Origin of the sequence: Cohnella xylanilytica (genome assembly GCF_014212175.1) — a bacterium.
GTDB lineage: Bacteria > Bacillota > Bacilli > Paenibacillales > Paenibacillaceae > Cohnella > Cohnella xylanilytica.
The window spans coordinates 48673-63427 of the sequence record NZ_JACJVR010000110.1; the positions used below are offsets into that span (position 1 = coordinate 48673).

Genomic DNA, 14755 nt, shown 5'->3' on the forward strand with positions numbered 1-14755 from the left:
TCCGCGTCTCTCCCTTCGGCGCCTCTCTATCGGCCGTTCATTCTTCTATCTCTAGAATACCACAATCGATATCCCGCTTCTCCTCGCCGCCGTCAGCACCTCTAAGCAGCTCATCCGATGCGACGCTAACTCCCATCTGCGCTCTGCCCGCTCTCGCCCGATTTACGCCAGCCTCACGCGCCCGATCCGCGCTCGCCGGAACGCGAAGAAGCCCGCGCGTCGGCGGGCTTCTTCTCCGTCTGATCCTATTTAGCCGGTGCTTTGAATTTCTTCTGCAGGGGAGGCAGGTGCTTCATCGTGCGAAGCATCGGGCCTTTGCACATCGGGCATGCTTGGTCGGGCGTCGCGAACTCTTCCCGTACCCAGGCCTTGCATTCGGGGTTTTTGCATTTCAGGATTTTCACGATGGACAATTTCGCTTTGGCGTCTTCGTTCGCAGTCAATGGTACAAGCATTCCCTTCGCTAAAACTAGAGACACCGAATTAATATAGTCCTAGAGACCGACTCAAGTCAAGAGGGTAAGCTTGTCCTGCCTCCGATAACGCCAGCTGCGTTCGCCGGTTCGCGAACCCGGCGAGCGGCGACGCCGCCATTCTTCACCGCTTCATACGCCCTCGCCAGCCATCGGAAATCGTCCTTATGCTCGGCCACAGTCCATATGAGGCGCTTCTCTCGCCCAATCGAGTATGCCCAGCCCGTACCTCCGTCACCCTGCCAGTTCCATCCATCCGCCCCCAAGACGCGACAAGACTCCAGCCCCTTCGGGGAACCGGAGTCTCGCGCTTGGAGAGCCTGAATAACTTGGAAAAGATTAGAATGCTCGAACTACTGGACCTTCCCTGTTTGAACGATTAGCGCTGTTGATACCTTCAGACCAGCTTCCATACCAGAACCGCGATCAATCCCCACAGAACGAGACCGATCGCCGTTCCCCACAGACAGCCTCTCGCGAAGTTGCCTTCCTTCATTGCCGCCACCTCTCGGACGAACGATTGCGTGTCCGGTTCGCCCGCTGCCTTGCCGAGTCTATGCCCTTCTAGTCTCTATTATGGCAGATTGGAAGAGAAAATAAACTCGAAAGCCGATGTCGGCTTAACGCGCAATCAGCCCAGCGTCTTGTCTCCCGGCTTCCAGTTCACCGGGCACAGCCCGCCGGATTGCAGGGCTTGAAGCACGCGCAGCGTCTCTTCGACGCTCCGGCCGACGTTCATGTCCGTGACGACCTGGTAGCGCAGGATGCCTTCCGGGTCGATGATGAACAGGCCGCGGTGAGCCGCGCCGGACTCGTCGTCGAGGATGCCGTAGGCGCGGGCCGTCTCCTTCGTGAAGTCGGAAGCGATCGGGAAGCGGATGGCGCCGATGCCGTTCTTGTCGACCGGCGTCTCGATCCAGGCGCGATGCGTGTAGACGCTGTCGACGGAGGCTCCGACGATCTCGCAGTCCAGGCTCTTGAATTGCTCGTAGCTGTCGCTGAAGCCGACGATCTCGGTCGGGCACACGAAGGTGAAGTCGTACGGCCAGAAGAACAGGACGAGCCACTTGCCGCGGTACTCGGACAAGGAGACGGTCTCCTCGAGCGTCGCGAGGTTCTTGGTCGACGGCAGCTTGAAGTCGGGAGCGGGCAGTCCTACTTTGGCGAAGGGATAGGCGATCGTTTGTTGGTTGCTCATGATGGTTGAATCCTCCTAGGTTGTTAGCGTGATGTTTGGCATGTATCGGTATCGGCGAAGGGCGATCAAGCGTTGTATTCGGAGACGGCGCGGCTCAGCTGCGTCTGGTTGAAGCCGAGAATCTTGACGTCCCCGAAGACGGTGACCGGTACCGAACGCAGGCCGGTGTTCCACAGCTCTTCGGCGTACTTCTCGTCCTGGTCGATGTTGCGCTCCTCGTATTCGACTTCGTTGTCGGAGAGGAACGACTTCACTTGCTTGCAGTAGTTGCAGTACGTGCTCGTGTAGACGATGACGGGATTCGCGTTGGCCATGGCGGGTCCTCCTCCATTTCGTTCGTTATAGGTTGAAAATAACGTCGCTTAGACGGCAACTTCCTCTTTGCCCGATGCGGCCGCTTCCTCAAGGAATCTCTCGCAGTCGAGAGCGGCCATGCAGCCCGTGCCCGCGGCGCTGATCGCCTGGCGGTACCGGTTGTCCTGAACGTCGCCGCAGGCGAAGACGCCGGGAACGTTCGTCTCCGTCGTGCCGGGGTTGACGACGAGGTAGCCGTGGTCGTCGGTCGTCAATTGACCGCCGAGGAACTTCGTGTTCGGGTTATGCCCGATCGCGATGAACACCCCTTGGGCTTCGACCAGCTCCTCTTCGCCGGTCGCGTTGTTGCGGACTTTGAGCCCCTTCACTCCCGAATCGTCCGCGACCACTTCGAGCGGCGTCCGGTCGAGCGCCCAGCTGATCTTGGCGTTCTCGCGGGCTCTCGCCTGCATGATCTTCGAAGCGCGGAGCTCGCTGCGGCGGTTGACGAGAACGACTTCGGACGCGAAGCGCGTCAGGAAGTTCGCTTCCTCCATGGCGGAATCCCCGCCGCCGACGACGATGATCTTCTTGCCGCGGAAGAAGAATCCGTCGCAAGTGGCGCAGGTGCTGACGCCGCGTCCGACGTTCTCCTTCTCGCCCGGGATGCCGAGATACTTCGCCGACGCGCCGGTCGAGATAATGAGCGTCTCGGCTTGCAGTTCTCCGAGCCCTTCGACCCGCAGCGTGAACGGCCGCTTGGACAAGTCGACCTCGTTCACCCAGCCCGTCTTGAATTCGGCGCCGAACCGCTCGGCTTGCTTGCGCATGTTCGCCATCAGCTCCGGCCCGAGAATGCCTTCCGGGAAGCCCGGGAAGTTCTCCACTTCGGTCGTTGTCGTCAATTGCCCGCCCGGCTCGGGTCCTTCGATGACGAGAGGATTCAGGTTCGCCCTCGCCAGGTAAATCGCCGCGGTCAATCCCGCGGGGCCGGTGCCGACGATAATCGTTTTGCGCATTCGGTTTCCCTCCATCTTTATATTTAGATTTAGTTTAATTATCGGGTACAAAAAAATCATACCATCCGCGCGATCGAACTGCATGAAGGTATGATGAAGAGTTGATGAAGATTTCATGAAGCGCCGCGGGCCGCGTCTATCGCGGCAAATTCCGCGGCCTCTCTCGGGATTATTCCGCCAGCCGGTAGCCGACTCCCCGGACGGTCGCGATGTAGGCGGGGCGCTTCGGGTCGTCGCCCAGCTTGTGCCTTAAGCTTTTGATATGAACGTCGATCGAATTGCTGCCTCCGAAGTAGCCGTCGCCCCAGATCGCTTCCATGATGTCCTGGCGCGTCATGACGCCGTCCGCCGACAGCAGCACGCGCAGCAGGTCGTATTCCGTCTTCGTCAGGTCGACCTTGGAGCCGGACTTCAGCACGATCATGCGCTTCAGATCCATCTCGACGTCCTTGAACCGCAGCCGGTCGGACGCTCCCGAAGCCGAATCTTCGCCCGTCGGCTTGCTCTGCCCCGCGAGCTCTTCGATCTTCGCGATCGCCGTCCCGAGATCGGAAGGCCAGACGAGAGCATTCCCTTCCGGCAGCGGAGCCGGCGTCCGGTCCCCGACCAGGAACAGGCAGTCCGACGAGGCGACCGCTTCGATCGGTTCGTCCGCGTCCGTCCCCCAAGTCCGGTCCACGATCAACAGATCGTTCTGCAGCAGCGGGAGAATCGGCTCCTTGGCGTGATGGAACATGAGCACGTCGTAGCAGCGGGCCATCAGCTCCGAGACGAGATCCTGAAGCAGCGCGGGAAAAGGACTGATCACCACGATCCGCCGGGTCGTATCGCAGAAGGCTCCCTCCGGGAAGGGCGGCGCCGCGGTCAATGCGCGGTTCGGTTGTTCGACGTTCTGCATTCGGCGCACACCCCCTTGAAGAGCAATTGTTCCTCCGTGATCGAATACCCGGTCTCGGCTTCGATGCGGCGGAGCCATTCCTTCGGAGATTCCGTCATCACCTCGTCCACCTTCCCGCAGGAGGTGCAGACGATGTGCTGGTGATCCTCGGTCCGCGAATCGTACCGGCTCGCGTCCCCTTCGAGCTTGAGCTCGCGGATGAGCCCTTGTTCGGTCAAATATCTCAACGAATTATAGACGGTTGCGTAAGCGACGCTATGGCCCTGGCTCTTCAGGCGGTCGATGACGTCCGACGCGGTCGGATGGTCGTGCGACTCGCTGACGATGTCCAGGATCAGCCTTCGCGGCGCGGTCAGGCCTTGGCGGGACATGGCGTTCCCCTCCTCAACTTATACTTAGTTTAAATTTAATGCTATTGCCGGGTTTCGTCAAGGAGGGGACCCGATTTACAAATACCGCAAATAAAGGTACGCGCTCGAGATGACGATCGACAGAAGCATAAGCGGGAATCCGAACTTAAGGTACCTCATGAACGAGATCGGATGGCCTTCCTTGCCCGCCAGGCCGGCGACGATCAGGTTCGCGCTCGCGCCGATGAGCGCCCCGTTGCCGCCGAGACAGGCTCCGAGGGCGAGACTCCACCAGAGCGGCTCCAGATCGCCGTAGCCGAGCGCCCCGATCTCCTGGATCATCGGGATCATCGTCGCGACGAACGGAATGTTGTCGAGGAACGCGGAGGCGATCGCGCTCAGCCACAGGATGAGCATCGACGTCGCGACCGGGTCGCCCCCGGTCCAATCGATCGCCTTCTGAGCGAGCTCGGCGATAACGCCGGTCTCCACGAGGCCCGACACGAGAACGAACAGACCGACGAAGAAGAAGATCGTCGTCCATTCGACTTTGCCGAGCGCCCTCTCCATCGCGTGCTCGCCCGTCAACAATAGAAGAACGAACGCTCCCGCGAGCGCGACCGTGGCCGACTCCAGGTGCAGCAGCTGATGCGTGAAGAAGCCGACGATCGTCAGTCCCATTACGCTCAAGGATTGCGCGAGAAGCTTCCGATTGGTGATCAGCTTCCTCTCGTCCATCTCCATGATGCCGCGGACGGCTTCTTCCGACGCCCGAAGCGACTTGCGGAACATCAGAATGAAGATTCCGACGTAGACCGCCATGATGACGACGACGATCGGCGCCAGGTTGAAGAGGAACGCGTTGAACGTCAGCTCCTTGACCGCGCTGCCGATCATGATGTTCGGCGGATCCCCGATCAAGGTGGCGGTCCCTCCCACGTTCGAGGCGACGATCTGCGTCAGCAGGAACGGGATCGGATTGACCTTGAGCTGCCGGGTGATGCTGAACGTGACGGGCACCATCAAGAGAACGGTCGTCACGTTGTCGAGGAACGCCGACCCGACGGCGGTGATGACGGCGAGCGACACGAGAATGCGGATCGGCACGCCCTTCGCCTTCTTGGCCGCCGCGACGGCGATGTAATTGAAGAGCCCCGTCTCGGCCGTGATGCCGACGATGATCATCATGCCGACGAGAAGGCCGAGCGTATTGAAGTCGATGTGATGAATCGCGTTCTCCTGGTCGACGATGCCGAAGCCGACCATCAGCGCGGCTCCGAGCATTGCGACGATCGTCCGGTGGATCTTCTCCGAGACGATTAGCGCGTAAGTGATCAGAAATAGAACGATGGCCCAGATCGCTTGTTGTTCCATGGCGTACCCCCAGATGATCTAATATATTGGTTCCCCGAACGAGGAACGAGAACCCGGAAAAAGACAAAAAGAAGCCTGCGAATGGCAGGCTCCTCCGGTTGTTGCGTATGAGATTGTTACAATGCGCGCATGTAATTAACTAACAATATACTAGAAAATCAAAGAATAATCAAGTCATCCGAAGAATAATGGCTTGCGAAGAACGTAAATCCGGCTAAATCGGCGTATCCGCTGAATATTGCGGACAGATCGCCATCCGTCAGGCGCGAACGTCCGCCGGCTCCAGGTTGAACCGCTGCCGGTAGCCGCACTTCCGGCACAGCTCCTCCACCACTTCGCGCCGCGAGAACCCGTCGTACATCCGGGTCGCGCGCTCGCCTTCGATAATCTCCCGGAACGGCTTGTCGTGAATGTTGCCCAGGTTGATGACGCCTTCCCCGTCCAGGCAGCAGGGCACGACCGTTCCGTCCACGAGCACGCCCGCTTGATTGCGCAGCGCGTGGCAGAAGCCTCTGCCCTCATCCTCTTGTTCGGTCAGCTTCGGCCATTTGAACTCGTGGTCTTGGTTCAGATAGATGCGATCGGCCAGCTTCAGGCCCTTGCCCCGCTCGAATCGGTCCTCGATCGCATAGTCGAGGCCGAACTCCCTCTCGAGGATGGTCAGCACTTCCCGGTTCCTTCTTCTCTCGAGATTCGTCGCGTTGTCTTCCGTCAGATTCCACAGACGCAGCGAGATCAGCACGCCGTGCTCCGCCGCGGCTTCCTTGGCGAAGTCCAAGACGCTCGTCACGTAGCCTTCCTTATCGGTGGACCCGGGATGCCCGTCGAAGCTGTGCAGGCTGAAATTCATCTGCCGAAGCGCGGGCTTGCCGAGCAGCTTGTCGCGGTTCTTATGGAGCAGCGTCCCGTTGGACGTGATGTTGACTTTGAACCCTTTGTCGTGGCTGATCTCGAGAAGCCGGTCGATCTTCGGATGAAGCAGCGGCTCCCCCTTCACGTGCAGGTAGATCGAATCCGTATAGGGCTTGATCTCGTCGAGAATGCGGCTGAACCGTTCCGGCTGCAGGAACTGGGCTTGGCGCTTCGTCTCCGGGCAGAACGTGCAGGCCAGGTTGCAGACGCTCGTAATCTCGATATAGAACTTCTTGAATCTCCTCATAAGCTGCGATTACCCCCATGCCTGTCGGCTCCTTTATTGTAGCAGACAACGGCTGTGGAACCTAGCCTGCCGCATGCCGATTTCCTTATGGAGGATTATTGGACTCGCGGCCCGGCCTCGTCCTGTCTTCATCAAACCTTCATCGAATCTTCATGATGCGCGCCTGAAAAGGTGTTATGATGTGTTCATATTTAGATTAAGTCTAAATTTAATTCCAAGGAGGAACCTTCTATGAGCGCCATGACAACCGTTCTGAACAAACAACTCGCCAACTGGATCGTAACCGAGATAAAGCTGCGCAATTACCACTGGCACGTCCGCGGCCCGCAATTTTTCACGCTGCATTCCAAGTTCGAGGAGCTGTACGGCGAAGCGGCCGGCCATATCGACGAGTTGGCCGAACGCGTGCGCGCGCTGGGCGACGACGCGGTGCCGACGCTGGCCGAAGCCCTGAAGCAGGCGTCCGTCCGCGAGGAAGCGGCAACCCGAACGGCCGAGCAGATGGTGTCGTCCGTCGTCTCCGACTTCCGCCTCATGATCGAAGAGCTGCAGCTCGGCATCAGTTACGCCGAATCCGTCGGCGACGAAGCGACCGGGGACCTGCTGCTCGACATCCTCGCCGGCTTGCAGAAGCACGTGTGGATGCTGAGCGCGTTCCTCGGCGAGTGAACCATTGCCTTGAGCGGCGCCAGCGGCGCGCGCTAGCGACTCGCCTGCTGCGACAGGGCCGCATAAGAAATATGGGGTTGCTCCGATAAGCGAATGTCTTATCGGAACAACCCTTTTTACTGTTAACCCAACTTCCACTCGCACTTCATGAGCAGCCGTTCGCCCTTCATCTCGGCGGTCAGCTCGCCGCCCATCTTGTGCATGAGGCCGCGCGCGATCGACAGGCCGAGCCCGGAGCTCCGGCCCGATCGGGAACGGTCCGCCATGTAGAAGCGGTTGAACAGCAGCTCCAGATCGAAGCCCTTCAGATGCGGAGCGTCGTTGCCGATCGTCAGCACGGCCCTTCCCGCCGAGGCTTCCAGGGCAATGTCGATGCTTCCTGCTGCGTGCCGGATCGTATTGACCATCAAGTTCTCCACGACGCGCCGGACGGCCGACTCGTCGGCGAAGACGACGATCGGCTCCTCCGGGAGCCGGAACGTCGGCTCCAGCCGCCGCTCGCTCCACTTGTCGTAGAAGCCGAGCAGAATATCCGGGAGCAGCCGATTCAATCTCAGCTTCTCCGGCTTCAGGGAATAGTCCGTCGAATCGAGGACGGTCAGCTCGAAGAAGTCGTTCAGCAGCGATTGCAGCCGGTCCGCCCTCTGCTTGATGATGCCGACGGCTTCCCTCTTCTCTTCCTCCGGCAGCTCGCGGGATTCCAACAGTTGAATATAGCCGGAGATCGAGGTGAGCGGCGTTCGCAGATCGTGCGACATGTTGGCGACGGCCTTCCGCAGCTCGTCCTCCGTCCTTCTGCGTTCCGCGTTCGCCTGCACGATCAGCTCGGTGTGCCGGTTGATCTCCTCTGCGAGCGCCTGGATGCTCCGGTCGGCCGTACCGACGGTGAGCTTGGCGGCGGTCTCGTGCCGGTTGTAACGGCGGAGATGCCTTGCGATGCCGCGGATCTCTCTTCTCAAGGAGAGCAAGCGGAACAGGCAGACGGCCGCCGCGAGGAACCCCGCGGCCGCAAGTCCGATCAGCACGTCCATCCGCCCCCTTTTCGCTCTGCCTCGACTCGTCTTCGCCGTTTATTTGATTTCTTTCTTCCGGAACGCCAACACGCACAGAACGAGCAGCGCGGCCGACGTCGCAAGAGGGATAAGCGCCGTTAGCAGAACGTTCCGGGAGGACAGCGCCGGTTCGGTGTAATGAATGATCTGGCTGAACACCGAATACTCGTAAACTGTCTTGACGATCGGAACGTAATTGCCGACTAACGCGAACACCCCGTCGATGAAAAAGAAGAAGATGACTCCGAAGCCGATCGTTTTGCCGCTGTCGTTGAATAGCGTACCGATCAAGGCGGCAATGGCCGCATGGGCTGCCGCTACCGTTATCGTGAGGCCCAAGCAGCGAACGATGTACTCCGCGACGGAGGAGACGCCTTCCAGCGTTCCGATGCCGAACAACAGGGAACCGGCGGCCAAGCTCGCGAGCGGGAAGAGCAGCGCCGTCAGGACGGAACCGGCGAGATAGACGCTTGTTTTCGCCAAGATGACCTGGCTTCGGGTATTCCCCGACGTAACCGCTCTCTTCATCGTTCCCGTCGAGTACTCGCTCGAGATGAAGAATCCGGCCAGAATGCAGACGCCGATCTTGATAATGTAGAAGTTGCCGCCCATTCCGGCGACGAACATGTCCATGCCGGATACGGCGTTAAGCGCTCCTCCGTCGTTCGGATCGTCCATGTAGTTCAAGACGCAATAAGCGACCGCCGAGACAAGCAGAACGCCCAGCATGAGCCAGAATACGCGGCTTCGCTTCAGCTTGAACCATTCCGATCGGATCAGGTTAGCCATTCGCGCCGCCCCCGATCCGCGCCGCGAAGTAGCTCTCCAGATCTTCGCCCATCGGCATGAACTGTTCTAGCTCGAGCCCTCCGGCGACGAGCGCCTTCGAGACGCTCGCCGGCTTCTCCAGATGGGAGTAGAGTCGGATGACGCCGTCCGGCAGCACTTCGAATTCGGTCGTCGCCAACTCCCTCTCCAGCACGGCGGCCGCGCGCTCCGGATCGTTCGCCTTGATGTGGACGTATTGCCGGCATTTCTCCTGCAGCTCCTGAACGGTCAACTGCTCCAGCAGCTTCCCTCGGTGAATGATGCCGTAATGGGTCGCCAGCAGGTGGAGCTCGCTTAGGATATGGCTGGAGATGAGGATCGTAATGCCCCTCTCGCGGTTCAGCTTCTGGAGCAGCTCGCGCATCTCGACGACTCCCATCGGGTCCAGTCCGTTCGTAGGCTCGTCCAGGATCAGGAACTCCGGATCGCCGAGCAAGGCGACGGCCAAGGATAGCCGCTGCTTCATCCCGAGAGAGAAGTTCCTCGCCTTCTTCCGGCCGGTGCCGTCCAGCCCGACCAGCTTCAGCGTTCTCGCGACGCAATCCCTCCCGGGAACGCCCCGCTGAAGGCGGTGCGCCTCCAGGTTCTCTTGCGCCGTCAAATGCGGGTACAGGGCCGGGCTCTCGATGGCGACTCCCATCCGCTTGCGATTGCGGACGATCTCCCGCTCGTCGCTCGCTCCGAACAGCTCGATCGTTCCCGACGTCGGGAACGCCATCCCCGTCACCAGCTTCATCAGCGTCGACTTGCCGGCGCCGTTCTGGCCGATGAAGCCGTAGATCGTTCCTTGGCGGACGGACAGGTCGACGTTGTCGAGCGCGTATTGAGTCTTGTACTTCTTCGTCAGCCGATGCGTGCGCAGCACGTATTCGTTCATGGACCTTAAGCCTCCTTGTTCGAGTCCGGGCTGGCGGGAACGCCCGCGAAGCGCTTCTGGCCGGCTAGCGCTTGCCAGGCGAAGGCTCCTTGACCCGTTCTCGATTGCGATGGCTTCAGTATAGATGCCGATCCCTAAGAGATCGTAAGACGATTCGTAAGAAAAGCTTAAGCTTTGAGCCGATACCCCATGCCCCAGATCGTCTCGATGTACTCTTCGTCCGGATTCGCGCGGGCCAGCTTGCTGCGCAGGTTGCTCATATGGACGTTGATCGCGTTCTCTTCCCCGCCGATGAAGTCCTCCCCCCAGACGCTCTCGAACAGGTTCGCCTTGGAGAACAGCTTCTTCGGAGACGACATCAGGAGCGCCAATATCTCGTACTCTCTGGCCGTCAGCGTCAGCTCCGTCTCCTTGACCTTAACGAGCTTAAGCTCGGGATCCAACGTCAGATCCTTGTGACGAAGCAGCTTCGAAGCCGCCGAAGCCGGCAGCCGCCGATAACGTCTCAGCAGCGACTCGACCCGCGCCGCCACTTCCTCCAGATCGAACGGCTTCGTAATATAGTCGTCCGCACCCGTGCGAAGGGCGGAGATCTTCGACTCCCGCTCTCCCTCGGCCGAGATGACGATAACGGGAGAGCGGCCGCGCGCGCTAATGAGCGCCAGCAGCTCCTCCCCTCTCATCCCCGGCAGCATAAGATCGAGCAGGACGAGGTCCCACTCCTTCATCTCCAGATATAGCTTCGCTTCCGTGCCCGAATAAGCGGATTGAACCTCGTAGCCGCTTCTACGAAGGAGACCTCCGAGCAGGGCGTTGATCTCGTTATCGTCCTCGACGACCAGTATGCGCGCCGACTCTTCCATTGTTCGCCTCTCCTAATTCGCTAGTATATGCTATCGAACATTATAACATGGACAGGGTCCCCTAAAAGTGACGCGTTGCTTCGAAGCCTAGGAGCCGCCGAAAACCGTCTAACGCGCAAAAAGACCGCCTCAAGCCGGGATCCGGCTCAAGACGGTCTTCTGCGCGCTTGCGAAGATTACGATGGGGTCGAAAATACGATCTCGTGAACGCTCAGCTTCGAGCCGAGCATGACGGAAGACGGCTGCCCTTGCTGCGCGGCGCCTCCATGCGCGGCTCCTCCATGGGAAGCCCCGCCGTGAGCGGCCCCGCCTTGGGCTCCCGCGGCTCCGGCGGAAGCTCCGCCCGGCTTCGCGTGCGCATGGGCTTGCTTGAACGCGTCGCTGTTCAACCAGCCCTCGAACGCCTCGCGGCTCTCCCAGGTGGTGCACACCTTGAGCTCGTCGTAGTCCTCCTCGGACGACTTGAGCAGCTCCATCCTGACGAAGCCGGGCGCGTGCTGGACGCCCTTCGGATTCATGAACCTCTCGGCCACCGCGTCGACATGGCCGGACTTGACGCGAATCGTATTCGTCGCCACGATCATAACGGATTCCTCCCCATCCCTATCTTGGACTCATCCTTGATTAAACAACTTCTGCTGGAAGTTGGCAATGCTGGCGTACTCCTCTTCGAGCAGGCGGGACAAGCGGACGAAGATCGGCAGCAGCTCCCGGTAGACGCCCGCGGCTTCCGGATTCGGAACGTGCTCGTGCGTCGTGCCGACCATCGCCGCGACGCGGGAGAACGCGTTCTTGTCGCCGAACGCGCGCAAGCCGAGCACGACCGCGCCGAGGCAGGAGCTCTCGAAGCTCTCCGGGACGACGACGTTCTGGTTGAAGATGTCGGCCATCATCTGCCGCCACAGGGGCGAGCGGGCGAACCCTCCGGTCGCCTTGATGCGCGCCGGGACGCCGGTCGTCTCCTGCATGGCGAGCATGACGGTGTACAAGTTATAGATGACGCCTTCCAGAACCGCGCGGATCATATGCTCCTTCTGGTGGTGAAGCGTGAGGCCGAAGAACGAACCGCGAGCGTCGGGATTCCAGAGCGGGGCGCGTTCGCCGGTCAGGTACGGGTGGAAAATAAGGCCTTCCGAGCCCGGACGGACCCGTTCCGCGATGCGCGTCAGCACGTCGTACGGGCTGATGCCGAGCCGCTTGGCGGTCTCCGTCTCCGATGCCGCGAATTCGTCGCGTACCCAGCGGAAGATGACGCCGCCGTTGTTGACCGGACCGCCGATCACCCACTTGTCCTCCGTGAGCGCGTAGCAGAAGTAGCGCCCCTTCGGATCGGCGGCCGGACGGTCCACGACGGTGCGGATCGCCCCGCTCGTCCCGATCGTCACCGCCACGACGCCCGGGTCGATCGCGTCGAGGCCCAGGTTCGACAGAACGCCGTCGCTCGCCCCGACGATGAACGGGGTCGAAGGCGCGATGCCCATCTCGGCGGCATACCGGGCGTTTAAGCCGTCCAGCCGATACGTCGTCGGAACGAGCTCGGACAGCCGATCCTTCGCGATTCCCGCGACGAACAGCGCCTCTTCGTCCCAATCGAGCGAGTTCAGGTTCATCATTCCCGTCGCCGAAGCGATGGAATGGTCGATCACGTAGCGGCCGAACAGCCTCTCCAGCACGTACTCCTTGATCGAGACGAACTTCGCCGCCTTCCCGAACAGGTCGGCATGCTCGTGCCGAAGCCAGAGCAGCTTGGCGAGCGGCGACATCGGATGAATCGGCGTCCCCGTTCGAAGATAGATGTCGTGCCCGCCGAGCTCCTCCTTCAGCCGCTTCGCCCATGCCGCGCTCCGGTTGTCGGCCCAGGTGATGGCGTTCATCAGCGGCTTGCCCGACGCGTCCACCGGAACGACGCTGTGCATCGCCGAGCTGCAGGAGACGAACCTTACTTCCTCCGGCCGAATGCCGCCCTTCTCCGTCGCTTCCTTCACCGACCCGACGACCGCCGCCAGAATCTCGTCCGGGTTCTGCTCGGCGATCTGCGGCGTCGGCGTGTACAGCGGATAGCCGACGTTCCCGACGGAGACGACGCTTCCGTCCTCCCTGAACAGCACCGCCTTCGTGCTGGTCGTGCCGATATCGATGCCGATCAGATAACTTTGCGTAGTCACGTCGTATCCTCCAGTGTGGTTTCTCTCTCTCTTTTATTTTTACACAAACGCGCTGACAATCAAAATGAGGATCAATCCGGCCACCGACAGGATCGTCTCCATCATCGTCCACGACTTGAGCGTCTGCGGCACCGACATGTTGAAGAACTCCTTGACCATCCAGAAGCCGGCGTCGTTGACGTGCGACAGGACGAGCGATCCGGCGCCCGTCGCCAGGACGGCGAGCTCGACGTTCGCGCCCGGGGTCATCGCGAGCACCGGCGCGACGATGCCGGCGGACGTCGTCATCGCGACCGTCGCGGAGCCCGTAGCGACGCGGATAAGCGCGGCGACGAGCCAAGCGAACAGAAGTACGTTGATATGGGCGTTCGTCGCCAGATCCGCGATCGCTTGGCCGACGCCGCTGTCGATCAGCACTTGCTTGAAGGCTCCGCCGCCGCCGATGATGAGGACGATGCCGGCGATCGGGGCGAGCGAGTCGGATGCGAACTTGGACACCTGCTCCTTCGAGAAGCCGCGGGCGAAGCCGAGCGAGAAGAAGGAGAAGACGACGGCGATGAGCAGAGCGATAACCTCATGGCCGATGAACTCGCAGAACCGGGTGAACGCGCTCGTCGCTTTCGGGTCGGCGATGCTCGCGATCGAGCCGATCAGCATGAGAATGACCGGGAGCAGGATCGTGAACAGCGTGATGCCGAAGCCCGGCAGCGTACGCTGCTCCTTCATCGCGAATTGCTCGACGAGCTTCTCGTCCGGCTCGACTTGAATCCGCTTGCCGATGAACTTGCCGAACAGCGGGCCGGCTAGAATCGCGACGGGAAGGCCGATCAGGATCGAATACAGAATCGTCTTGCCCAGGTTGGCGTCATAGGCGTCGATGGCGATCATCGGGGCCGGATGCGGCGGGACGAGCCCGTGCACCGTGGACAAGCCTGCGAGCACCGGGATGCCGATCTGCAGCAGCGGCATCTTCGTCTTCTTCGCGACGATGAAGACGATCGGGATAAGCAGGATGACGCCGACTTCGAAGAACACCGGAATGCCGACGAGGAAGCCGACGAGCATCATCGCCCAGTGGACGCGCTTGTCGCCGAACCGGTCGATGAGCGTCGTGGCGATTCTCTCCGCGCCGCCCGATTCCGCCATCATCTTGCCGAGCATCGTTCCGAGCCCGATGACGATCGCGATCGTCCCGAGCGTTCCGCCGAGACCCTTGGTGATGGACGTAACCGCGTCGCCCGGCTGCATGCCCGCGAGCAGGGCGAGCAGGATGCTGGAGAGCAGAAGCGTGACGAACGGATTCCATTTGAACTTCGAGATGAACACGATCAGGAACGCGATCGCGATAACGGTCCAGAGGAGCAAGGTAGCCGCATGGCTGAGTCCGAAAATCGTAGTCATGGTGTCCTCCCAATAGATGTTGGTCTGGTTTGAAGTCGTTCGACTTGCAGGGTCTTGCAGGGTCTTGCAGGGTCTTGCGCGATTGCTCGGTCTTGCTCAGTCTTGCCTAAACTTTCCAGAATTACTTTTGTGTAC

General features: G+C 60.6%; 16 protein-coding genes. 1 reads left to right on the plus strand and 15 read right to left on the minus strand.

Going from position 1 to position 14755, the window contains the following annotated elements; all coding sequences use genetic code 11:
- Positions 1 to 245: 245 nt before the first annotated feature.
- The 8 genes from H7B90_RS26715 to H7B90_RS26750 all read right to left on the minus strand — a co-directional run bounded on the left by H7B90_RS26715 (position 246) and on the right by H7B90_RS26750 (position 6765).
- On the minus strand, positions 246 to 455 hold the full coding sequence (locus H7B90_RS26715; protein WP_185138951.1) for a cold-inducible protein YdjO-related protein: 210 nt from the start codon (positions 453 to 455) through the stop codon (positions 246 to 248).
- A gap of 649 nt (positions 456 to 1104) precedes the next feature.
- Positions 1105 to 1671: a peroxiredoxin gene (locus tag H7B90_RS26720; RefSeq protein WP_185138952.1), complete on the minus strand. Its 567-nt coding sequence runs from the start codon at positions 1669 to 1671 to the stop codon at positions 1105 to 1107.
- Positions 1672 to 1736: 65 nt separating this feature from the next.
- Positions 1737 to 1985, minus strand: a complete 249-nt coding sequence (locus H7B90_RS26725) for a glutaredoxin family protein (RefSeq protein WP_185138953.1) — start codon at positions 1983 to 1985, stop codon at positions 1737 to 1739.
- 48 nt (positions 1986 to 2033) lie between these two features.
- A complete protein-coding gene (gene trxB / locus H7B90_RS26730; RefSeq protein WP_185138954.1) occupies positions 2034 to 2984 on the minus strand; it encodes a thioredoxin-disulfide reductase in 951 nt (316 codons plus the stop codon).
- A gap of 169 nt (positions 2985 to 3153) precedes the next feature.
- A complete protein-coding gene (locus H7B90_RS26735) occupies positions 3154 to 3882 on the minus strand; it encodes a winged helix-turn-helix domain-containing protein (RefSeq protein ID WP_185138955.1) in 729 nt (242 codons plus the stop codon).
- On the minus strand, positions 3849 to 4253 hold the full coding sequence (locus H7B90_RS26740) for a Fur family transcriptional regulator (protein ID WP_185138956.1): 405 nt from the start codon (positions 4251 to 4253) through the stop codon (positions 3849 to 3851). Before H7B90_RS26740 ends, H7B90_RS26735 begins: the two co-directional genes overlap by 34 nt.
- 75 nt (positions 4254 to 4328) lie before the next feature.
- Positions 4329 to 5606 carry an ArsB/NhaD family transporter gene (locus H7B90_RS26745; RefSeq protein ID WP_185138957.1) on the minus strand — a complete coding sequence of 426 codons (1278 nt, stop codon included), beginning with the start codon at positions 5604 to 5606 and terminating at the stop codon, positions 4329 to 4331.
- A gap of 259 nt (positions 5607 to 5865) precedes the next feature.
- The gene (locus H7B90_RS26750; RefSeq protein ID WP_185138958.1) at positions 5866 to 6765 is read right to left on the minus strand and encodes a radical SAM/SPASM domain-containing protein; all 900 of its coding nucleotides are present in this window, start codon (positions 6763 to 6765) and stop codon (positions 5866 to 5868) included.
- A gap of 240 nt (positions 6766 to 7005) precedes the next feature.
- On the opposite strand from H7B90_RS26750, the gene H7B90_RS26755 reads away from it, so the two are divergent.
- Positions 7006 to 7434, plus strand: coding sequence for a Dps family protein (locus H7B90_RS26755; RefSeq protein WP_185139042.1), 429 nt, complete (start codon positions 7006 to 7008; stop codon positions 7432 to 7434).
- A gap of 122 nt (positions 7435 to 7556) precedes the next feature.
- On the opposite strand, the gene H7B90_RS26760 is transcribed toward H7B90_RS26755, so the two are convergent.
- The 7 genes from H7B90_RS26760 to H7B90_RS26790 form a co-directional block, all read right to left on the minus strand.
- Entirely contained in the window at positions 7557 to 8459 is a 903-nt protein-coding gene (locus tag H7B90_RS26760; protein WP_311772821.1) for a sensor histidine kinase, read from the minus strand.
- Positions 8460 to 8504: 45 nt separating this feature from the next.
- Positions 8505 to 9275, minus strand: a complete 771-nt coding sequence (locus tag H7B90_RS26765) for an ABC transporter permease (protein ID WP_185138960.1) — start codon at positions 9273 to 9275, stop codon at positions 8505 to 8507.
- Positions 9268 to 10191 carry an ATP-binding cassette domain-containing protein gene (locus tag H7B90_RS26770; RefSeq protein ID WP_185138961.1) on the minus strand — a complete coding sequence of 308 codons (924 nt, stop codon included), beginning with the start codon at positions 10189 to 10191 and terminating at the stop codon, positions 9268 to 9270. The genes H7B90_RS26765 and H7B90_RS26770 overlap by 8 nt, the downstream gene beginning before the upstream one ends.
- Positions 10192 to 10358: 167 nt before the next feature.
- Positions 10359 to 11054: a response regulator transcription factor gene (locus H7B90_RS26775; RefSeq protein WP_185138962.1), complete on the minus strand. Its 696-nt coding sequence runs from the start codon at positions 11052 to 11054 to the stop codon at positions 10359 to 10361.
- 176 nt (positions 11055 to 11230) lie between these two features.
- Entirely contained in the window at positions 11231 to 11638 is a 408-nt protein-coding gene (locus tag H7B90_RS26780; protein WP_185138963.1) for an antibiotic biosynthesis monooxygenase, read from the minus strand.
- A 30-nt stretch (positions 11639 to 11668) separates the two neighbouring features.
- On the minus strand, positions 11669 to 13219 hold the full coding sequence (gene gntK / locus H7B90_RS26785; RefSeq protein WP_185138964.1) for a gluconokinase: 1551 nt from the start codon (positions 13217 to 13219) through the stop codon (positions 11669 to 11671).
- A gap of 39 nt (positions 13220 to 13258) precedes the next feature.
- Positions 13259 to 14620, minus strand: a complete 1362-nt coding sequence (locus H7B90_RS26790; protein WP_185138965.1) for a GntP family permease — start codon at positions 14618 to 14620, stop codon at positions 13259 to 13261.
- Between the last annotated feature and the right edge of the window lie 135 nt (positions 14621 to 14755).

Excerpts from the sequence above, each read along its gene's own strand:
- H7B90_RS26740 (WP_185138956.1), bottom strand. The coding sequence starts at position 4,253 with ATGTCCCGCCAAGGCCTGACCGCGCCGCGAAGGCTGATCCTGGACATC.
- H7B90_RS26755 (WP_185139042.1), top strand. The coding sequence starts at position 7,006 with ATGACAACCGTTCTGAACAAACAACTCGCCAACTGGATCGTAACCGAG.
- H7B90_RS26720 (WP_185138952.1), bottom strand. The coding sequence starts at position 1,671 with ATGAGCAACCAACAAACGATCGCCTATCCCTTCGCCAAAGTAGGACTG.
- H7B90_RS26715 (WP_185138951.1), bottom strand. The coding sequence starts at position 455 with ATGCTTGTACCATTGACTGCGAACGAAGACGCCAAAGCGAAATTGTCC.
- H7B90_RS26790 (WP_185138965.1), bottom strand. The coding sequence starts at position 14,620 with ATGACTACGATTTTCGGACTCAGCCATGCGGCTACCTTGCTCCTCTGG.
- H7B90_RS26750 (WP_185138958.1), bottom strand. The coding sequence starts at position 6,765 with ATGAGGAGATTCAAGAAGTTCTATATCGAGATTACGAGCGTCTGCAAC.
- H7B90_RS26725 (WP_185138953.1), bottom strand. The coding sequence starts at position 1,985 with ATGGCCAACGCGAATCCCGTCATCGTCTACACGAGCACGTACTGCAAC.
- H7B90_RS26735 (WP_185138955.1), bottom strand. The coding sequence starts at position 3,882 with ATGCAGAACGTCGAACAACCGAACCGCGCATTGACCGCGGCGCCGCCC.
- H7B90_RS26775 (WP_185138962.1), bottom strand. The coding sequence starts at position 11,054 with ATGGAAGAGTCGGCGCGCATACTGGTCGTCGAGGACGATAACGAGATC.
- trxB (WP_185138954.1), bottom strand. The coding sequence starts at position 2,984 with ATGCGCAAAACGATTATCGTCGGCACCGGCCCCGCGGGATTGACCGCG.
- H7B90_RS26780 (WP_185138963.1), bottom strand. The coding sequence starts at position 11,638 with ATGATCGTGGCGACGAATACGATTCGCGTCAAGTCCGGCCATGTCGAC.
- H7B90_RS26765 (WP_185138960.1), bottom strand. The coding sequence starts at position 9,275 with ATGGCTAACCTGATCCGATCGGAATGGTTCAAGCTGAAGCGAAGCCGC.
- H7B90_RS26770 (WP_185138961.1), bottom strand. The coding sequence starts at position 10,191 with ATGAACGAATACGTGCTGCGCACGCATCGGCTGACGAAGAAGTACAAG.
- H7B90_RS26745 (WP_185138957.1), bottom strand. The coding sequence starts at position 5,606 with ATGGAACAACAAGCGATCTGGGCCATCGTTCTATTTCTGATCACTTAC.